The organism is Streptomyces sp. NPDC111606 (assembly GCF_055656945.1).
This window is the reverse complement of sequence record NZ_JBVKBY010000001.1, coordinates 1,030,640-1,048,692: the sequence shown is the minus strand read 5'-3', so window position 1 is coordinate 1,048,692 and position 18,053 is coordinate 1,030,640. Positions and strand designations below refer to the sequence as shown.

Sequence of the window (18,053 nt, the reverse complement as noted above, 5' to 3'; positions counted from 1 at the left end):
GGCTAGGTGGCCGCGGTGAGGCGGTCGGGGGCTGCGGGGTTGGCCTCGGCGGTGTCCAGGGGGATCTCGACGACTTCGACGTTCTCCACGACCTCGACCGTCCGCCGGCTCCGGCGGCTCAGAGCCACCGCCGTCATCGGTACGGCGACGATCAGCAGCCCGACCGCGAGGACCGCGCCCATGACCGAGAACCCGGCCTGTGCCGACAGAACGCTCCCGGTCAGCGGGCCGGCCGCCGTGCCCAGCGACGACGCCGAGCCGACGAGGACGGCCCAGCGGCCGCGGGTGTCGAGGGAGGCGGCGAGGCCGATGAGGTACGACAGGACGATCGGGTAGAAGGTGTTCCAGGCGATCTCGCCGGTCCCGAACGTCGTCAGGTCGGTGGCGGACGCGCTGAGCGCGATGCACGCCGCGATGAGTGCGGTACCGGCGCCGATGGGCAGTGCCCGGCCGAGGCGCGGGCCGAGCGCGCCCGCCCCGGTCACGCCCAGCAGGCCCGCGCCGAGCCCCACGGCGAACACCGCGCCGACCGTGGTCTCGGTCAACTGCGCCTGCGTCAGGCCTATTCGGCCGCTGACGCCCCAGAGGGAGTTCTGGGCGAGCGACCAGCACAGCATGCAGGCGGCGAGGGTCAGGCCGTGGCGCAGGTGGGGGAGGCCGGAGCCGTCCCAGCCGGGCTGGTGCGGCGTGGCCGTGGCGGCCGGGAGCCGGCCCGTCAGTGGCCATACGGTGAGCGCGGTGAGCGCGATCGCGGCCAGCGGCTGGCCATGGCCCGGGCCGAGGTGCGGCACCGTCAGATAGACGCCGCCCGCGAGGGCGGAGACGCCGAGCAGGCCGAGCGTGGTGGCCCGGTGCGGGTCCGGCTGGGCGGCGATGCGGGTGGCGGCGACCGCGGTGGCCGTACCGGATCCGAAGCCGCCGATCAGGACGCCAAGGACGACGGACGGTACGGCGTGCGCGAGCGCTGCCACGCCGTAGCCGAGGACGGCGAGCGTGAGGCCGACACGGGCCAGCCTGCGCGCCCCGATCCGCTCGACGCGTGAGGCCAGCAGGAAGCCCGCCGACGCCGAACTCAGCAGCAGTGCGCTGCCGACGGCGCCGGCCTGGGTGGGGGACAGCGGAAGACCGGAGTCGAGCCTGCCGACGACCGTCGGCAGCAGATATGGAGCGAGGTACCCGGCCGTGAAAAGGGCGACGAGGGGCCAGGGAGTGGTGCGAGGGGCGAACACGGGCGTTCCCAGGGCATGCGAAAGGAGCGGCTCAAGAGGGGGAGGGGCGCAGGCCGTCGACGGACAGGAACGCGCGGAGAATTTGTATCAAGCACACGGTTCGGAGAAGAAGCGCGGGGGGTGTGATCTGGCGCACGTTGCGTTTGGGGTGGGGAAGGCCGGGTAAACGAGGGCTTTCCTGAAGGCGCCGGGCCAGTCGTTCTCAGCTCGTCCGGGGTCCGGGGGCGAGGCCGCCCCATCCCGAACCCCGGCGGCCACTCTCGGTGCCGGTCCCGGCAATTCAGCCCGTCCGGCGTTTGCGGACGAGGCCCGTTGAGGGCCGAAGCGGGGGTCTGGGCAGCCCTGGCGAGGCGGTGCCGCTCACGCCGGGTGCCGTGCGAGCCGGCGCTAGCGCCAGTGCACCGACCCGCCCGCCGCAGGCGCCGTCGCCTCGATCTTCGCCCTGATCTCGCGCATCACCGCGACGATCCGCTCCTCGTGCCCCGCCGACAGCCGCGCCACCGGCACCGAGCAGCTGATCGCGTCCTGGGCAGGGGAGTCGTAGCGCAGGGCGAAGCCGAAGCCGACGATGCCGGGGACGCCCTCCTCGCGGTCGATCGAGTAGCCGCGCGCCCGCACCTCGGCGAGGTCGGCGGCGAGGGAGTCCCGGGTGGTGTGGGTGTGGGCGGTGAGGGGCTCGTACGGGCCCTCGGGGAGGTCGTCGTCCGGGCGCTCGGCGAGCAGTGCCTTACCCAGCGCTCCCACGTGCGCGGGAAGCCGTCGCCCGACCCGGCTGATCGTCCGCAGGTACTCGTGCGACTCGCGCGTCGCCAGATACGCCACGTCCCGGCCGTCCAGCCGCGCCATGTGGATCGTCTCGCCCAGCGCCTCCGAGGCCTCGTCGAGATACGGGCGTACGGCGCGCACGCGCGGGTCGGAGTCGAGGTAGCTGGTGCCGGTGAGCAGGGCGTGGATGCCGATGCCGTAGAGAGAGCCGGTGACGTCCGTGCGGACCCAGCCGCGGGAGATCAGGGTCTGCAGCAGCGCGTACATGGAGCTGCGCGGCACGTCCAGTGCGTCGGCCAGCTCCTGGAGGCGTGCGGGACGGTCGCCGCGCGCGGCGAGGAGCTCCAGCAACTCCACCGTGCGCGCCGCCGACTTCACCTCGCGGACGCCGCCTGTCTCTGACATGGGGCGATGGTAATCGGAGCGCCTCGGAAAGTGCCTCGGAAGCGCCTCGGATCGGCCGTGGCATTGACGGCCGCGGTTCGCGTATCTAATCTCGATTCTCATACGTGGATAACATCTACATGGGGAGATGACGAAGGTGAGCCTCGATACGGACCGGGTGAGCCTCGATACCGACACGACCCGGCGCTTGCGGGACGGCATGGCGCACGGCGTGCTGTCGTTCCCCCTCACGAGTTTCCGCGAGGACGGCTCGCTGGACCCGGACGGCTTCCGCGCCCATGTCGCCGCCCAGGCCGCCACCGAACCCGGCGCCGTCTTCCCCGCCTGCGGCACCGGCGAGTTCTTCTCGCTCGACGAGGACGAGTACCGGCAGGTCGTGTCGATCGCCGTCGAGGAGACGGGCGGACGGGTGCCGGTCGTCGCCGGGATCGGGTACGGCTGGGCGCAGGCCGCGCGGTTCGCGCGCATCGCCGAGGAGGCCGGCGCGGACGCCCTCCTCGTCCTGCCGCATTACCTCGTCGCCGCCCCGCAGGACGGACTGGTCGCCCAGCTGGAGCGGATCGCCGCCCGCACCCGCCTCCCGCTCATCGCCTACCAGCGCGGTCAAGTCGCCTTCACGGCCGACTCGTTGCGGCGGATCGCCCGCATCCCGAACGTCATCGGCCTCAAGGACGGCCACAGCGACCTCGACCGGCTCCAGCGCCTCACCCTCGCCGCCCCCGAGGGCTTCCTCTTCTTCAACGGGGCCGCCACCGCCGAGATCCAGGCCCGCGCGTACGCCGCCGTCGGCGTCCCGGCCTACTCCTCCGCCGTCCACGCCTTCGCCCCCGAGATCGCGAACGCCTTCTTCGCCGCACTCCAGGGCGGCGAGCACGGCACCGTCGACAAGCTGCTGCGCGACTTCTACGTCCCGCTCGTCGAGCTCCGCGACCGGGTGCCCGGGTACGCCGTGTCCCTGGTGAAGGCGGCGGCCCGGCTGCGCGGCCGCCCCGTCGGCCCCGTTCGCGCGCCGCTCACCGACCCGTCGGCCGGTGACCTGGCCGACCTCCGCGCGCTCCTCGCCACCGGACTCGACCTCGTAGGAGCCGCCCTGTGAACCTCACGATCACCGATGTCCGTATGACGCCCATCCTGGTCGCCGACCCGCCGCTGCTGAACACCCAGGGCGTCCACCAGCCGTACACACCCCGCCTGATCGTGGAGGTTGTGACGGCCGGCGGGATCACGGGGGTCGGCGAGACGTACGGCGACACCAAGTACCTGGAGCTCGCCCGGCCGTTCGCGCAGAAGCTGATCGGCCGTCAAGTCGGCGACCTCAACGGGCTGTTCACCGTCGCGGACGAGGTGGCCGTCGACCGGTCCCGGGTGTCCGGACAGGTCGACGTGGGCGGGCTGCGCGGTGTCCAGACCGCCGACAAGCTGCGGCTGTCCGTCGTCTCCGGCTTCGAGGTCGCCTGCCTCGACGCCCTCGGCAAGGCACTCGGGCTGCCCGTGCACGCGCTGCTCGGCGGCAGGGTGCGCGACGCGGTCGAGTACAGCGCGTATCTCTTCTACAGGTGGGCCGACCATCCGGCGGGCGTCGCGGCCGAGAAGGACGACTGGGGCGCCGCCGTCGACCCGGCCGGGGTCGTCGAGCAGGCGCGGAGGTTCACCAAGCGGTACGGGTTCACCTCCTTCAAGCTCAAGGGCGGTGTCTTCCCGCCGGACGAGGAGATCGCCGCCGTACGGGCACTCGCGGAGGCCTTTCCCGGGCATCCCCTGCGCCTCGACCCCAACGGGGCCTGGTCCGTCGAGACCTCGCTGAAGGTGGCGCGGGAGCTCGGGGACGTCCTGGAGTACCTGGAGGATCCGACGCTGGGTACGGCCGGTATGGCCGAGGTGGCCGCGCGGAGCGGGGTGCCGCTGGCGACCAACATGTGCGTGACGACGTTCGCGGAGATCAAGGAGGCCTTCGCCAAGGACGCCGTGCAGGTCGTGCTGTCCGACCACCACTACTGGGGCGGACTGCGCAACACCCGGCAACTGGCCGCGATCTGCCGCACCTTCGGCGTCGGGGTGTCCATGCACTCCAACACCCATCTGGGCATCTCCCTGGCCGCGATGACACACGTGGCGTCGACCGTCCCGAACCTCCACCACGCCTGCGACTCCCACTACCCCTGGCAGTCCGAGGACGTCCTCACCGAGCGCCTCACCTTCGAGGGCGGCAAGGTCGCCGTGTCGGACGCACCCGGCCTGGGTGTCGAGCTGGACCGCGACCGGCTCGCAGAGCTGCACCGGCGGTGGCTGGATGACGACGGCTCGCTGCGGGACCGGGACGACGCGGCCGCGATGCGGGTGGCCGAGCCCGGCTGGGTCACGCCGTCGGTGCCTCGCTGGTAGCGCCTCGGGCAGGATCGCGGTGGCGTTGTCGGTGGGGTGGTGCAGACTGGCCAGATCAGCACCACGTCAGGGAGCGCACCGTGACCACGCCCACCGCGCCGACCGGAAAGGGAGCCTCGCCCCAGAGGCCGTCGTCCAGAGCAGGGGGGCCGTATCGCCGGGCCCAGGTCGACCCCCTCGTCGGCCTGCGCACGGCCGCCGACCCGCCGTGGGACGTGTATCTCACGGGCACGGTCTTCCTCGACATCATCTTCACCGGCCTCGACTCCGCCCCGGTGCGCGGGACGGAGTCCTGGGCGCGCGGCATGGGGTCGAGCCCCGGCGGCGTGGCGAACATGGCCACCGCCCTGGCCCGCCTCGGCCTGAAGACGTCGCTCGCGGCGGCCTTCGGCGACGACCACTACGGCGAGTACTGCTGGGACGCGCTGGAGCACGGCGAGGGCATCGACCTCTCGCCGTCGCGCACGGTGCCGGGCTGGCACTCGCCGGTGACGGTCTCGATGGCGTACGAGGGGGAGCGCACGATGGTCTCCCACGGCCACGAGCCGCCACCGGAGGAGCCGGCGCCGGACTGCCCGCCCCGTGCGCGGGCCGCCGTGGCCTCCCTGGTGCCCGGGACGCGTGCACCCTGGATCGCCCAGGCCGCGCGCAAGGGCGCCCGGATCTTCGCCGACGTCGGCTGGGACGACACGGGGGCGTGGGACCTGGCGGGGCTGGCCGACCTGGAGCACTGCGAGGCGTTCCTGCCGAACGCGCAGGAGGCCATGCGGTACACCGGCGCCGACTGCCCGCGCGAGGCGGCCCACGCCCTCACCGAGCACGTCCCGGTCGCGGTCGTCACCCTGGGCGCGGAGGGCGCGTACGCGGTGGACAGCAGGACCGGGGAGACGGCTGTCGTCCCCGCGATCGCCGTGGAGGCCCTGGACCCGACCGGCGCCGGTGACGTCTTCGTGGCCGGCTTCGTCGCCGGCACCCTGGCCGACTGGCCGCTGGCCGACCGGCTGGCCTTCGCGGGCCTCACGGCCGCCCTGTCCGTCCAGGAGTTCGGCGGCTCCCTGTCGGCCCCCGGCTGGGCCGAGATCGGCGCCTGGTGGCGCCAGGTCCAGTCCCTCGACCGGCAGGACCCCGAGGCCCTGCACCGGTACGCGTTCCTGGCGGATCTGGTGCCGCAGGAGCAGGGCAGACCCTGGCCGCTGCGGCGGGCGGTGCCGACGATCGGGTTCCGCCGGTCGGCGTGACGGTCAGCTGGGCGTGGCCGGCGTGAGCACCACGAAGTCCGCGTTCGACGGGTCCACGCACACCGCGAGCCGGCCCACGCCCTCCGCGTCCTCCGGCCCCATCTGCACACTGCCGCCGTTCTCGGTGACCTTGGCGACCGCGGCGTCGCAGTCGGTCACGTTGAACACCGGGTGCCAGTACGGCCGCCCGCCCGCCAGCACCAGGTTCTCCACGGGGAGCTCCATCAGGCCGCCCTGCATGCGCTCCTCGGGCTGTCCGGCCGGGGTGATGAGGGTGTACGCGCCCCCGCCGCCCGGCATCGGCATGTCGCTGAACTGCCAGCCGAAGACACCGCTGTAGAACTCCTTCGCGCCCGCGGCGTCGGTCGTGTACAGCTCCGTCCACGACAGCGAACCCGTCTCGTCCGCCAGCTCGAAGCCCGAGTTCTTCCCCGGCTGCCAGACGGCGAACTGGCCGCCCAGCGGGTCGTCGTACTGCGCCATCCGTCCCCAGTCGTCGAGGTCCCGCGGAGGCACCCGCACCGTGCCGCCCGCGCCCTGCACGGCCTGCGTCGTGGCGTCCGCGTCGGTGACGGTGTAGTAGATCATCCACGCCGAGCGGGCGCCCTCCTCGGTGAGCTTGCCGAGCCCGGCGACGGTCTTGCCGTCCTTCTTGAACATCCCGCCTTCCATGTCGCCGCCCTCGCCCATGGACTCGTACTCCCAGCCGAGCACCGCGCCGTAGAAGGCCGCCGCGGCCCGGACGTCAGGGGCGCCGAGGTCGAGCCAACAAGGGGAGCCGGGAGCGAGGTCAGTGGTGATCATGACGAGTCCCTTCGCAGATCCGCTATGACCTCAGCGTGACACCCGGCACCGACAACCGCCCGTCGTGGCCCGACGGGATGCCGTGCCGGCCGGCTCTCGTTACGATCCGGTCATGAGCGACGACGCGCCTCAGGACCGGCAGGTGCTCGCCGCCGTCGTGCACGACTGGGCGGCGGCGATCGTCTCCAACGACCCCGCGCGGATCGCGGATTTCATGGCCGACGACTGGGCCATCGTCTCCGAGTCGGGCATCTCGACGAGGGAGCAGTTTCTGTCGTTCGTCGAGTCCGGCGAGCTGACCCACTCGTCGTTCCAGCTCGTCGGCGAGCCCAGGATCGTTCTGCTCGGCGACTCGGCGGTCGTGACGGTACGCATCACGAACACCGCCCACTACAAGGGCGAGCGCTTCGACGCCGACGAGTGGACGACCGACGTCTTCGTACGGCGGGACGGCCGCTGGCGCTGCGTGCTCAGCCACATCACCCCGGCGGCCCGGACCTGAACTGCCGGGAGACCGAGGGCCTCCTGAAACTCCCGGGAGGGCGAGGGGTTCCTGAACCTCAGCCCGCCGTCACCGTCGTACGCACCGCCCCGTCCGGCCCCGCCACCAGCACCGGCGTCTGCGGTCCGCCGAGGTCCCGTACCGCCGCGCGGTCCGCGTCCGAGGCGCCCTCGGCCTCCGTCACGACCGCCGCCGCCTCCAGCGACTTCGCGCCCGACGCCACCGCCATCGCCACCGCCGTGCGCAGCGCGCTCAGCTTCAGGGAGTCCAGGGCGACCGTCCCGGCGACATAGGTGCGGCCGGTCTCGTCCCGTACGGCCGCACCCTCGGGCACTGCATTGCGGGCCCGCGCGGAACGGGCCAGGGTGACGATCTTGCGGTCCTCGGGGTCGAGCGCGCTGTTGTCGGTCATGACCTGAGCATACGTAGCGGCGCCCGCGCTAACCGGCCACGGGGTACATGGCCCCGCGCCGCCCCTCCGGGGAGGCCAGCCACTCGAGCTTCGCCGCCGTGTTCGCCTCGTCCAGCGGCGTGTGCAGGACGATCGACAGGTCGGGCCGCACCGGCATCTGCATCACGCTCGACTCCATGCACAGCAGCCCGACCAGCGGATGGTCCAGCTCCTTGCGGATCTGCCCGGCGTCCTCGATGTCCCGCCGCTCCCACAGCGCGGTGAACTCCGGGCTGGACGCCTTCGCCTCGGCCAGCACGGACTGGAAGCCCTCGTCGTCGGGAGAAGCGGAGCACACCGCACGGAACTGCGCCACGACCGTCCGGGCGTTCTGCTCCCAACTCCTCGAACGCGACCGGTACATCGGGTCCGTGAAGAAGTCGATCAGACAGTTCCACCGCTTGCCGGGCCGCATGCCGAGCACGGTCGCAGCCGCGTCGTTGTGGAGCACGCCGTTGTAGTACCGGTCCATGATGTGCGCCGGATACGGCATCCACGCGTCGATCAGCCGCCGCAGCCCGTCGCACATGTCCCGCTTCTCGGGCGCCACTTCGGGGGCCGGCGGATTCAGCCCGGCCAGCAGATACAGATGCCGGCGCTCGGCGTTGCTCAGCCGCAGCACCCGGCCCACCGAGTCCAGCACCTGCGGCGACACGGAGATGTCCCGCCCCTGCTCCAGCCACTGGTACCAGGAGGCGCCCACTCCGGCGAGCACGGCGACCTCCTCGCGCCGCAGCCCCGGCGTACGGCGCCGCGCCCCGCCGTCCGGCAGCCCCGCCTCACCCGGTGTCACCCGGGCTCGCCTGCTCATCAGGAACTCGCGCAGCTCGCGCCGCCGATGACTCTTCAGCGTGCTCCCGGACACGTCGGACACGTACGGATCCCCCTCATCCCGGCGGCTGGTGGTGCCACCACCAGGACAACTTGCGGCTCCCCACGGCTATTCCGGCGCCCACAGGCTCTTGCCCATGGCGATCGACACCACCACTGAGACTGCGACACCCACCCCACCGCTCGGCACCTCCCGGTCCCCCCGGATGTCGACGCGCGACAAACTCGTCCTGTTCGTCCTGTGCGCCGCCCAGTTCATGGTCGCGCTCGACTTCTCCGTCCTGAACGTCGCCCTCCCCGTCCTCGGCGCCGACCTCGGCATGAGCCCCTCGGCGCTGCAGTGGGCGGTGACGGCGTTCGCGTTGCCGTCCGGCGGCTTCCTGCTCCTCTTCGGCCGCATCGGCGATCTGTACGGCCGCCGCAAGCTGTTCCTCACCGGACTCGCCCTGTTCGCCGCGGCCTCGGTGCTCGCGACGTTCGCCTGGGACCCCGCGTCGTTCCTCGCCGGACGCGCCCTGCAGGGCCTCGGCGCCGCGGTCATCGTCCCGACGGGCATGTCCCTGCTGACCACCACCTTCGCCGAGGGCCCCGCCCGGGACCGCGCCCTGGGTATCTCCGGGACGCTGATGTCCCTCGGCTTCACCATCGGCGTGGTCGCGGGCGGTGTCCTGACCGACGCACTCGGCTGGCGCTCCACGATGGGTCTGCTCGCCGTCTTCGCCCTGGTCGTGCTGCCGCTCGCCCCCGGCCTGCTGACCGAGTCCCTCCCCCATAGCCTTAAGGGCATGGGAGGTGCCCTCATCCCGGACCGCCCGCACCTGGACGTGCCCGGCGCGATCACCGTCACCGGCGGTCTGCTGTCCCTGATCTACGCCCTGACGACGGCCGCCGACGACGGCTTCGCCCGCGCCGACGTCATCGCGACCCTCATCGCGGGCCTCGCGCTCCTGGCTGCTTTCGCGGTCGTCGAGTCCCGCACCGAGTCACCGCTCGTCTCCCTGCCGATGCTGCGCCGCCGCACGGTGGCGTGGGGCAACCTGGGCGGTCTGGTCACCTTCTCGATGATGTCGACGGTGGTCTTCGTCCTCACCCTGTACCTGCAGGAAGTGCTCGGTCTGTCGGCCTGGGAGACGGGCCTGGTCTTCGGCGTGCAGGGTGTCATGTCGGTGCTCGCCGGCTCGCTCACACCGAGGTTCATCAGCCGTCTCGGCGCGCGCCGCATCCTGGTCGTCTCGCTCGCCGGCCAGGGCGCCTTCGGTGTCGCCCTGCTGTTCCTGAACGCGCACGTCTGGTCCGTCTGGCTCGTCACGGCCGCCGTCTCGCTGGCGAGCATGTTCCACCTGGGCGCGATCATCTCCTACGGCCTGACCGTGACCTCCGGCGTCCCCGACGAGGAGCAGGGTCTGGCCACCGGCCTGGTCACCTCGACCCAGCAGGTCGGCATCACGATCGGCATCCCGCTGCTGGGCGTCCTCGCGACGACCTCCGGTGACCTGCTCTCCGGCACCCGCACGGTCCTGGCGCTCGACGCGGCGATCGTCCTGGCCGCCGCGGCCCTGATCGCCGTCGGCCTGCGCACCGGGCGCACGGCCGGATCGGGCGAGAGCGGTTCAGGGGCGGTCGAGGCGGAGCCGGTCGGCTCTCGGTAGGCCGGCCACGACCAGGTCGTACGAGTCCTCCACGAGCTCCCGGACGAAGCGGTCCGGGAGCTCGCCGTCGACGGTCACCGTGTTCCAGTGCCGCTTGTTCATGTGATAGCCGGGGACGATCAGCCCCGGATACTCGCCCCGCAGGCGGACCGCGTCCTCCGGGTCGCACTTGAGGTTGACCGTCAGGGGCCGCGCGTCCAGGTTCGTCAGGGCGAACAGCTTGCCCAGCACCTTGAAGACCGAGGTCTCCGGATTGAACGGGAAGTCCTCCACGGTCGCGTTGAAGGACAGGCAGAACGAGCGCAGCTCCTGAGGGTTCACTCCGTCACTCCGTCACTCGGCCTTCGTCTCCTTGCCCGGGCGGCCGACCGGACCCACCGGCTCCACCAGCACGGTCACGATCTTGTTCCGGCGGCCGGCCGCCGCCTCAGCGGTCAGCCGGAGTTCCCGGGCGTCCGGGAGCTCCACCAGGGACGACGCCCCGGCGATCGGGACGCGGCCGAGCGCCTTCGCCAGCAGCCCGCCGACCGTCTCGACGTCCTCGTCGTCGTACTCGTCGAGGCCGTACAGCTCACCGAGGTCGGTGATGTCGAGGCGGGCGGTGACGCGGTAGCGGTCCTCGCCGAGCTCCTCCACGGGCGGCAGCTCACGGTCGTACTCGTCGGTGATCTCGCCGACGATCTCCTCGAGGATGTCCTCGATGGTGACGATGCCGGCGGTGCCGCCGTACTCGTCGATGACGACGGCGACGTGGTTGCGGTCCTTCTGCATCTCGCGCAGCAGGTCACCGGCGTTCTTGGTGTCCGGTACGAAGACGGCGGGGCGCATCGCCGTGGAAACCAGCTCGCTCTCCGCGTCCCGGGAGATGTGTGTCTTGCGGGCCAGGTCCTTCAGATACACCATCCCGACCACGTCGTCCTCGCTCTCCCCGACGACCGGGATACGCGAGAAACCGGAGCGCAGGGCGAGGGTGAGGGCCTGGCGGATGGTCTTGTACCGCTCGATGACGACCAGGTCGGTGCGCGGGACCATCACCTCACGCACCAGCGTGTCGCCCAGCTCGAAGACGGAGTGCACCATCCGGCGCTCCTCGTCCTCGATCAGCGACTCCTTCTCGGCGAGGTCGACCAGCGCCCGCAGCTCCGCCTCGGAGGCGAACGGGCCGCGGCGGAAGCCCTTGCCGGGCGTGAGCGCGTTGCCGATGAGGATCAGCAGAGGGGGGATCGGCCCCATGATCCGCGCGAGCGGCAGCAGCACGTACGCCGCCGCCGTCGCCGTGTTCAGCGGGTGCTGGCGGCCGATGGTGCGCGGGGAGACACCGACGGCGACGTACGACACCAGCACCATGACCGCTATCGCGACCAGGAGGGCCTCGGTGGTGCTGTCGAACTCCTGCAGGCAGGCGTAGGTGACGAGCGCGGCGGCGGCCATCTCGCAGGCCACGCGCACCAGCAGCGCCACGTTCAGATAGCGGGTCGGGTCGGCCGCGACGAGCGCGAGCTTCTCGCTGCCGCGACGGCCGCTGCGTACGGCCTCCTCGGCGCGGAAGCTGGAGACGCGCGCCAGGCCCGCCTCCGCGCAGGCGGCGAGCCAGGCGACGACCACCAGGGCGATCGCGCCGGAGACGAGGGGGAGGCTCATGACACGGTCGGGGCCGGGGAGGGGCCGGTCAGGCCCTTCTCCGTACGCCAGCCGTCCACGATGGCGGCCTGCAGACCGAACATCTCGGCCTTCTCGTCGGGCTCCTCGTGGTCGTACCCGAGGAGATGCAGCACGCCATGGACGGTGAGCAGCTGGAGCTCCTCGTCCATGGAGTGCTGCGTGGGCGCCTCGGTCCCCTGCTTCGCGGCGACTTCGGGGCACAGCACGATGTCACCGAGGAGCCCCTGCGGGGGCTCGTCGTCGTCCTTCGACGGCGGCCGCAGCTCGTCCATGGGAAAGGACATGACATCCGTCGGACCAGGCAGGTCCATCCACTGGATGTGCAGCTGCTCCATGGCGTCGGCGTCCACGACGATCACCGAGAGCTCGGAGAGCGGGTGGATGCGCATCCGCGCGAGTGCGTAGCGGGCGATGTCGAGGATCGCCTGCTCGTCGACCTCGGTTCCGGACTCGTTGTTGACGTCGATCGACATGGTCGCGCGTGTTCTCTACTTCCCCTTGTGCCCGGCCTTGCCGCCGCGGCCCTTGTGCGTGCCGTTCTGGGTGCCGTGCGTGTTGTCGAACTTCTCGTACGCGTCGACGATACGGCCGACCAGCTTGTGCCGGACGACATCGTGGGACGACAGCCGCGAGAAGTGCACGTCGTCGACGCCGTCCAGGATGTCCTGCACCTGCCGCAGACCGGACTTGGTGCCGTCCGGGAGGTCGACCTGGGTGACGTCACCGGTGATGACTATCTTCGAGTCGAAGCCGAGGCGGGTGAGGAACATCTTCATCTGCTCGGGCGAGGTGTTCTGGGCCTCGTCGAGGATGATGAAGGCGTCGTTGAGCGTACGGCCGCGCATGTACGCGAGCGGGGCGACCTCGATGGTCCCGGCGGCCATGAGCCGGGGGATCGAGTCGGGGTCGAGCATGTCGTGCAGCGCGTCGTACAGCGGCCGCAGGTACGGGTCGATCTTCTCGTAGAGCGTGCCCGGCAGGAAGCCGAGCCGCTCGCCCGCCTCGACCGCGGGCCGGGTCAGGATGATGCGGTTGACCTGCTTGGACTGCAGGGCCTGCACCGCCTTCGCCATGGCGAGGTAGGTCTTGCCGGTACCGGCGGGGCCGATGCCGAAGACGATCGTGTGCTTGTCGATCGCGTCGACGTACCGCTTCTGGTTGAGGGTCTTGGGGCGGATCGTGCGGCCGCGCGAGGAGAGGATGTTCTGGGTGAGGACCTCGGCCGGAGTCTCCTCCGGGCCCTCGCCGTTCTCACTCGCTCTGAGCATGGCGATCGAGCGTTCCACTGCGTCCTCCGTCATCGGCTGTCCGGTGCGGAGCACCAGCATCATCTCGTCGAACAGGCGCTGGATGAGGGCGACTTCAGCGGCGTCGCCGACCGCGCTGATCTCATTGCCCCGGACGTGGATGTCGGCCGCCGGGAAGGCCTTCTCGATCACACGCAGCAGGGAGTCGCCGGACCCCAGCACGGTCACCATGGGGTGCTGGGCGGGGACGGTGAAGTGTGCTCTCGCCTGCCCCTGCGCGGGTGTGTGAGCTGTGGGTGTCTGAGTCATGGGCCGGCTCGTAGGCCTTGCTCGTCCTCCTCGAAACGACTCGCCCGCCACGTGGGCGGTCTGGCGTTTTCCAGAGTACGCCGGGGGACTGACAAGCCCGTAGGCCTTTTCCCCACGGCCCCGATCCGCGCACGTCCGCGTACCTGGGGGCTCCCGGCCCCCGGGCCCCCGCTTCAGTGAGCCCGCAGGCTCAGAAGCCCAGCTTCCGCAGCTGGCGCGGGTCCCGCTGCCAGTCCTTCGCGACCTTGACGTGCAGGTCCAGGAAGACCGGCGTACCCAGCAGCGCCTCGATGTGCTTGCGGGACTTGATGCCGACCTCCTTCAGGCGCTTGCCCTTGGGGCCGATGATGATGCCCTTCTGGCTGGGGCGCTCGATGTAGACGAAGGCGTGGATGTCGAGGAGGGGCTTGTCGGCGGGGCGGTCCTCGCGGGGGAGCATCTCCTCCACCACGACCGCGATGGAGTGGGGCAGCTCGTCCCGGACGCCCTCCAGCGCGGCCTCGCGGATCAGTTCCGCGATCATGACCTGCTCGGGCTCGTCGGTGAGGTCGCCCTCGGGGTAGAGCGCCGGCCCCTCCGGAAGGAGCGGGACGAGCAGGTCGGCGAGCAGGCCCACCTGCTGGTCACCGACTGCGGAGACGGGGACGATCTCGGCCCACTCGAAGCCCAGCTCCTTGCCGAGCTGGTCGATCGCGATGAGCTGCTCGGCCAGCCGCTTGCTGTCCACGAGGTCGGTCTTGGTGACGATCGCGATCTTCGGCGTCTTCTTGATCGACGCCAGCTCCTTCGCGATGAAACGGTCACCGGGGCCGAGCTTCTCGTTCGCCGGCAGACAGAAGCCGATCACGTCGACCTCGGCCCAGGTCGTACGGACGACGTCGTTGAGGCGCTCGCCGAGCAGGGTGCGCGGCTTGTGCAGCCCAGGGGTGTCGACCAGGATCAGCTGGGCGTCTTCCCGGTGCACGATCCCGCGGACCGTGTGCCGCGTCGTCTGCGGCTGGTTGGCGGTGATCGCCACCTTCTGGCCGACCAGAGCGTTCGTAAGGGTGGACTTGCCCGCGTTGGGGCGGCCCACGAAGCAGGCGAAGCCGGCGCGGTGGGGGGCCTCGGACGGCTCGGATGACTGGCTGCGAACGCTCATGGCGCCCATTCTCCCTGATCCACAGACCCTCGCCGCACAACAGACCGACCGCCAACCGTCCGGTGAGCTTCCGGAAACCCCCGCGCAACGAAACGTCACGGAAACACAGCCGTGCGCGACCGGAAACGCGCAGCCGTGAACCTCTGACGAGCCCCCACACCGTTGGAGACGACCGTGACCCTCGCCGCCGCAAGCGTCGACACCGGCGACACCGCCTGGCTGCTCGCCGCCACCGCCCTCGTCCTGCTGATGACCCCGGGCCTGGCCCTCTTCTACGGCGGCATGGTCCGCACGAAGAGCGTCCTCAACATGCTGATGATGAGCTTCGTGTCCATCGCCCTGGTCACCGTCGTGTGGCTGGCCTGCGGCTACTCGCTCGCGTTCGGGGAGGACACCCTCGGCGGACTCATCGGCGGGCTCGACCACGCCGGTATGGCCGGGCTCGGACCGGACAGCGTCCAAGGGAGCGTCCCCACCCTCCTCTTCGCCACCTTCCAGCTGACCTTCGCGATCATCACGGCCGCGCTGATCAGCGGTGCGATCGCGGACCGGGCGAAGTTCGGGGCGTGGGTCGTGTTCGTGCCGGTGTGGGCGCTGCTCGTATACGTTCCCGTCGCCCACTGGACCTGGGGCCCCGGCGGCTGGATCCTCGACCGGCTCGGCGCCCTCGACTTCGCCGGCGGCCTCCCCGTCGAGATCACCTCCGGCGCCTCCGGGCTCGCCCTGGCCCTGGTCCTCGGCCCGCGGCTCGGGTTCAAGAAGGACGCCATGCGGCCGCACAACCTGCCGATGGTCGTGATCGGCGCGGGTCTCCTCTGGTTCGGCTGGTTCGGGTTCAACGCCGGCTCGGCACTCGGCGCCAACGGCCTCGCGGCCGCCGCCTTCCTCAACACCCTCGCCGCCGGCTGCACCGGCCTGCTCGGCTGGCTCTTCGTCGAGCAGAAGCGCGACGGTCACCCGACGACACTGGGCGCGGCCTCGGGCGCGGTCGCCGGGCTGGTGGCCATCACACCGTCCTGCGGCTCGGTCTCGCTGCTCGGCGCCCTCGTCATCGGCCTCGCCGCCGGTGTCGTTTGCTCGTACGCGGTCGGCTGGAAGTTCAAGTTCGACTACGACGACTCCCTGGACGTCGTCGGCGTCCACCTCGTCGGCGGTGTCATCGGCACCCTGTTGATCGGCGTCTTCGCGACGGCCACGATGACCGGCGGGGCCGAGGGTCTCCTCTACGGCGGCGGGCTCGCGCAGCTGGGCAAGCAGGCGGTGGCCATCGTGGCCGTGGGCGCGTACGCCTTCCTCGTCACCTACGGCATCGCCAAGCTGATCGACAAGGTGATGGGCTTCCGGGCGAGCGAGGAGCAGGAGCACACCGGCCTGGACCTTACGGTGCACGCCGAGACCGCCTACGATCACGGGGTCCTGGGGCACGGTGCCCCGGTCTCGGCGTCCCTCGCCTCGTCCGTCTCCTCCTCCCTCCCCGCCGCGCAGAAGGTCAAGAAGCAGGCATGAAGCTGATCACCGCGATCGTCAAGCCGTACCGGCTCGACGAGGTCAAGACCGCCCTCCAGGAACTCGGCGTGCACGGTCTGACCGTGACCGAGGCGAGCGGGTACGGCCGGCAGCGCGGCCACACCGAGGTGTACCGGGGCGCGGAGTACCAGGTCGACCTGGTGCCGAAGGTCCGCATCGAGGTCGTCGTCGAGGACGCGCTGTCCGAGGACGTCATCGAAGCCATCGTGAAGGCCGCGCAGACCGGCAAGATCGGCGACGGCAAGGTCTGGGCGCTGCCGGTCGAGACGGTCGTACGGGTACGGACGGGCGAGCGCGGCCCCGACGCGCTGTGAAGCCGTAACAGCGCCGGGACCGCGCCCCCTTCGAAGGGTCAGTGACTCACGGGACTCAGTCGAAGACGAACGGGCCCGGCGACTGCGGCCCGGTCGCCGTGCAGGTGATGGTGATGCCGAAGACGGTCATGGTCAGTGAGCCGCCGAAGGCCTCCAGGCTGTCCCCGGAGGCGACGGTGCCGCTGAGCGGGCCGACCTGGACGGGGTCGCCGGCGGCCATCGCCGGGTTCTCCGTGCCGCTGAAGCTCGTGGTGCCGCCGCTCGCCTTCACCAGGGTGAGCGTCGAGGAGATGGAGTCCTCCCCGAGCGCGATCGGCGCGGTGATCGCGGAGGAGTTGACGGTGATGGTGGCGGCGGTGCCGTCCTGCGTCGCCGTGAGGGTGGCCTCGCCACCGCCGAAGCTGCCGCAGTCGGCGGTGATCGTCGCGGAGCCGGGTGCGACCGCGAGGGCGGCGGGTGCGAAGGCCAGCCCGGTGACCGCGAGGGTCCCGGCCACCAGCGCGGCACCTGCTCCGATGCGCATGCGTCTCATGGGGATTCAGTCCCTTTCAAGGGTGGGGGAGTTCCTTGTGTGGGGGGTGGGGGAACTGCTCGGCAGGTGGATGCGGACACACTGCGTGGAGAGCTGAATCTGACGGTCCGTCGGAACCGCCGTTTCCATTGATGCGCGTGGGGCGAGGGTCGGCAAGGGTGATTTCCGGCCTCCATTACCGGAAGGTCAGCTACCGGATCAGGCCTTGCTGGGCGACATGTCCTGCAGGCCGACCACACGCAGGAGTTGCAGCCGCTCGTAGGCATCGGTCCCGGGCCGGGCCGAGTGAACGACCAGCAGGTGGTGGTGTTCGTGGCTGACCATGACCTCGCAGTCCAGTTCCAGGAGGCCGACCAGGGGGTGCAGGAAACGCTTGGTCGCGCGGTTGCGCTGCGACACCTCGTGTTCCTCCCACAGCCGGGCGAACTCCGCGCTGGACGCCCGGAGTTCGGCGACCAGCGCGGCCGGTTCCGGGTCGTCGGGGCGGGCCGCGGCCACCGCGCGCAGGGTGGCCACATGGGCGCGCGCGTGGCCCGCGTGGTCCTCCTCCGGGAAGAGCGAGCGCGCGGTCGGGTCCAGGAAGAAGCGGCGGGTGAGGTTGCGCTCGCGCCGCGGCCGGGACATCACGTCACCGACCAGCGCCCTGGCCATCGCGTTCTGCGCGAGCACCTCGCCGTAGTCGTTCACCACCTGGGCCGGGGTGTCGTGCAGCCGGTCCAGGATCAGCAGCAGCCCGGGCCGGACATGCGCCGACGCCGTCTCGCGGCGCGGGGGCTCCTCGCCGGCCAGGTGGAACAGGTGGTCGCTCTCGACGGCGGTCAGGCGCAGCGCGCGGGCCAGCGCCGTCAGCATCTGGCGGGACGGGCGCGGGCCACGGGACTGCTCCAGCCGGGTGTAGTAGTCCACCGACATCCCCGCCAGCTGCGCCACCTCCTCGCGGCGCAGGCCCGGTGTGCGACGCCGGGTGCCGGGTGTCAGACCCACGTCGGACGGGGTCAGCCGGGCGCGGCCACGGCGCAGGAAGTCGGCGAGTTCGGCTCGGTTCACTCCTCCAGCCTGCGGTAG

19 protein-coding genes are annotated in these 18,053 nt (G+C 71.3%); 7 read left to right on the top strand and 12 right to left on the bottom strand.

The features are described from left to right. Positions 1–2: 2 nt before the first annotated feature. Positions 3–1,229 (bottom strand): MFS transporter, encoded by a 1,227-nt coding sequence (locus tag ACZ7M7_RS04855; RefSeq protein ID WP_472112826.1) that lies wholly within the window; start codon positions 1,227–1,229, stop codon positions 3–5. Positions 1,230–1,616: 387 nt separating this feature from the next. After that, positions 1,617–2,399 (bottom strand): IclR family transcriptional regulator, encoded by a 783-nt coding sequence (locus ACZ7M7_RS04850; RefSeq protein WP_472112822.1) that lies wholly within the window; start codon positions 2,397–2,399, stop codon positions 1,617–1,619. A 127-nt stretch (positions 2,400–2,526) separates the two neighbouring features. On the opposite strand from ACZ7M7_RS04850, the gene ACZ7M7_RS04845 reads away from it, so the two are divergent. The 3 genes from ACZ7M7_RS04845 to ACZ7M7_RS04835 all read left to right on the top strand — a co-directional run bounded on the left by ACZ7M7_RS04845 (position 2,527) and on the right by ACZ7M7_RS04835 (position 6,019). Continuing rightward, complete coding sequence (locus ACZ7M7_RS04845) at positions 2,527–3,495, top strand: 5-dehydro-4-deoxyglucarate dehydratase (RefSeq protein ID WP_472112819.1); 969 nt, start codon at positions 2,527–2,529, stop codon at positions 3,493–3,495. A 23-nt stretch (positions 3,496–3,518) separates the two neighbouring features. Beyond that, positions 3,519–4,781 (top strand): glucarate dehydratase family protein, encoded by a 1,263-nt coding sequence (locus ACZ7M7_RS04840; protein ID WP_472113931.1) that lies wholly within the window; start codon positions 3,519–3,521, stop codon positions 4,779–4,781. 80 nt (positions 4,782–4,861) lie between these two features. Next, a complete protein-coding gene (locus ACZ7M7_RS04835) occupies positions 4,862–6,019 on the top strand; it encodes a carbohydrate kinase family protein (protein WP_383611007.1) in 1,158 nt (385 codons plus the stop codon). Between the two features lie 3 nt (positions 6,020–6,022). Here the strand turns inward: ACZ7M7_RS04835 and ACZ7M7_RS04830 are convergent, their stop codons facing one another. Beyond that, complete coding sequence (locus ACZ7M7_RS04830; protein WP_383624622.1) at positions 6,023–6,823, bottom strand: VOC family protein; 801 nt, start codon at positions 6,821–6,823, stop codon at positions 6,023–6,025. Positions 6,824–6,935: 112 nt separating this feature from the next. Here ACZ7M7_RS04830 and ACZ7M7_RS04825 point away from each other — a divergent pair, with 112 nt between their 5' ends. Beyond that, positions 6,936–7,325: a nuclear transport factor 2 family protein gene (locus ACZ7M7_RS04825; protein WP_383624619.1), complete on the top strand. Its 390-nt coding sequence runs from the start codon at positions 6,936–6,938 to the stop codon at positions 7,323–7,325. A 58-nt stretch (positions 7,326–7,383) separates the two neighbouring features. Here the strand turns inward: ACZ7M7_RS04825 and ACZ7M7_RS04820 are convergent, their stop codons facing one another. Beyond that, entirely contained in the window at positions 7,384–7,737 is a 354-nt protein-coding gene (locus tag ACZ7M7_RS04820) for a cytidine deaminase (protein ID WP_383611000.1), read from the bottom strand. Positions 7,738–7,765: 28 nt separating this feature from the next. Then, complete coding sequence (locus tag ACZ7M7_RS04815) at positions 7,766–8,587, bottom strand: helix-turn-helix transcriptional regulator (RefSeq protein ID WP_383611165.1); 822 nt, start codon at positions 8,585–8,587, stop codon at positions 7,766–7,768. Between the two features lie 157 nt (positions 8,588–8,744). On the opposite strand from ACZ7M7_RS04815, the gene ACZ7M7_RS04810 reads away from it, so the two are divergent. Beyond that, the gene (locus ACZ7M7_RS04810) at positions 8,745–10,256 is read left to right on the top strand and encodes an MFS transporter (protein WP_472112814.1); all 1,512 of its coding nucleotides are present in this window, start codon (positions 8,745–8,747) and stop codon (positions 10,254–10,256) included. Here ACZ7M7_RS04810 and ACZ7M7_RS04805 read toward each other — a convergent pair. The 5 genes from ACZ7M7_RS04805 to era form a co-directional block, all read right to left on the bottom strand. Next, a complete protein-coding gene (locus ACZ7M7_RS04805) occupies positions 10,218–10,577 on the bottom strand; it encodes an MmcQ/YjbR family DNA-binding protein (RefSeq protein WP_472112811.1) in 360 nt (119 codons plus the stop codon). The genes ACZ7M7_RS04810 and ACZ7M7_RS04805 overlap by 39 nt on opposite strands. 12 nt (positions 10,578–10,589) lie before the next feature. After that, positions 10,590–11,897, bottom strand: a complete 1,308-nt coding sequence (locus tag ACZ7M7_RS04800) for a hemolysin family protein (protein WP_383610993.1) — start codon at positions 11,895–11,897, stop codon at positions 10,590–10,592. Then, complete coding sequence (gene ybeY / locus ACZ7M7_RS04795; RefSeq protein WP_369270954.1) at positions 11,894–12,391, bottom strand: rRNA maturation RNase YbeY; 498 nt, start codon at positions 12,389–12,391, stop codon at positions 11,894–11,896. The genes ACZ7M7_RS04800 and ybeY overlap by 4 nt, the downstream gene beginning before the upstream one ends. Positions 12,392–12,406: 15 nt before the next feature. Then, positions 12,407–13,474 carry a PhoH family protein gene (locus ACZ7M7_RS04790; protein WP_383610990.1) on the bottom strand — a complete coding sequence of 356 codons (1,068 nt, stop codon included), beginning with the start codon at positions 13,472–13,474 and terminating at the stop codon, positions 12,407–12,409. Between the two features lie 190 nt (positions 13,475–13,664). Continuing rightward, positions 13,665–14,615, bottom strand: a complete 951-nt coding sequence (gene era / locus ACZ7M7_RS04785; RefSeq protein ID WP_383610987.1) for a GTPase Era — start codon at positions 14,613–14,615, stop codon at positions 13,665–13,667. 174 nt (positions 14,616–14,789) lie between these two features. On the opposite strand from era, the gene ACZ7M7_RS04780 reads away from it, so the two are divergent. Beyond that, the gene (locus ACZ7M7_RS04780) at positions 14,790–16,121 is read left to right on the top strand and encodes an ammonium transporter (protein ID WP_472112806.1); all 1,332 of its coding nucleotides are present in this window, start codon (positions 14,790–14,792) and stop codon (positions 16,119–16,121) included. After that, complete coding sequence (locus tag ACZ7M7_RS04775) at positions 16,118–16,456, top strand: P-II family nitrogen regulator (protein ID WP_369270951.1); 339 nt, start codon at positions 16,118–16,120, stop codon at positions 16,454–16,456. The genes ACZ7M7_RS04780 and ACZ7M7_RS04775 overlap by 4 nt, the downstream gene beginning before the upstream one ends. Positions 16,457–16,511: 55 nt before the next feature. On the opposite strand, the gene ACZ7M7_RS04770 is transcribed toward ACZ7M7_RS04775, so the two are convergent. Both ACZ7M7_RS04770 and ACZ7M7_RS04765 read right to left on the bottom strand, forming a co-directional pair. Beyond that, positions 16,512–16,988 (bottom strand): hypothetical protein, encoded by a 477-nt coding sequence (locus ACZ7M7_RS04770; RefSeq protein WP_369270950.1) that lies wholly within the window; start codon positions 16,986–16,988, stop codon positions 16,512–16,514. A gap of 198 nt (positions 16,989–17,186) precedes the next feature. Then, positions 17,187–18,035, bottom strand: a complete 849-nt coding sequence (locus ACZ7M7_RS04765) for a helix-turn-helix transcriptional regulator (RefSeq protein WP_383610980.1) — start codon at positions 18,033–18,035, stop codon at positions 17,187–17,189. Positions 18,036–18,053: the final 18 nt, after the last annotated feature.

Bases quoted from the DNA above. Each gene is read 5' to 3' on its own strand.
- ACZ7M7_RS04790 (WP_383610990.1), bottom strand. From the start codon at position 13,474: ATGACTCAGACACCCACAGCTCACACACCCGCGCAGGGGCAGGCGAGA.
- ACZ7M7_RS04850 (WP_472112822.1), bottom strand. From the start codon at position 2,399: ATGTCAGAGACAGGCGGCGTCCGCGAGGTGAAGTCGGCGGCGCGCACG.
- ACZ7M7_RS04830 (WP_383624622.1), bottom strand. From the start codon at position 6,823: ATGATCACCACTGACCTCGCTCCCGGCTCCCCTTGTTGGCTCGACCTC.
- ACZ7M7_RS04840 (WP_472113931.1), top strand. From the start codon at position 3,519: ATGACGCCCATCCTGGTCGCCGACCCGCCGCTGCTGAACACCCAGGGC.
- ACZ7M7_RS04825 (WP_383624619.1), top strand. From the start codon at position 6,936: ATGAGCGACGACGCGCCTCAGGACCGGCAGGTGCTCGCCGCCGTCGTG.
- ACZ7M7_RS04845 (WP_472112819.1), top strand. From the start codon at position 2,527: ATGACGAAGGTGAGCCTCGATACGGACCGGGTGAGCCTCGATACCGAC.
- ACZ7M7_RS04800 (WP_383610993.1), bottom strand. From the start codon at position 11,897: ATGAGCCTCCCCCTCGTCTCCGGCGCGATCGCCCTGGTGGTCGTCGCC.
- ACZ7M7_RS04820 (WP_383611000.1), bottom strand. From the start codon at position 7,737: ATGACCGACAACAGCGCGCTCGACCCCGAGGACCGCAAGATCGTCACC.
- ybeY (WP_369270954.1), bottom strand. From the start codon at position 12,391: ATGTCGATCGACGTCAACAACGAGTCCGGAACCGAGGTCGACGAGCAG.
- era (WP_383610987.1), bottom strand. From the start codon at position 14,615: ATGAGCGTTCGCAGCCAGTCATCCGAGCCGTCCGAGGCCCCCCACCGC.
- ACZ7M7_RS04775 (WP_369270951.1), top strand. From the start codon at position 16,118: ATGAAGCTGATCACCGCGATCGTCAAGCCGTACCGGCTCGACGAGGTC.
- ACZ7M7_RS04810 (WP_472112814.1), top strand. From the start codon at position 8,745: ATGGCGATCGACACCACCACTGAGACTGCGACACCCACCCCACCGCTC.
- ACZ7M7_RS04815 (WP_383611165.1), bottom strand. From the start codon at position 8,587: ATGAGCAGGCGAGCCCGGGTGACACCGGGTGAGGCGGGGCTGCCGGAC.
- ACZ7M7_RS04770 (WP_369270950.1), bottom strand. From the start codon at position 16,988: ATGAGACGCATGCGCATCGGAGCAGGTGCCGCGCTGGTGGCCGGGACC.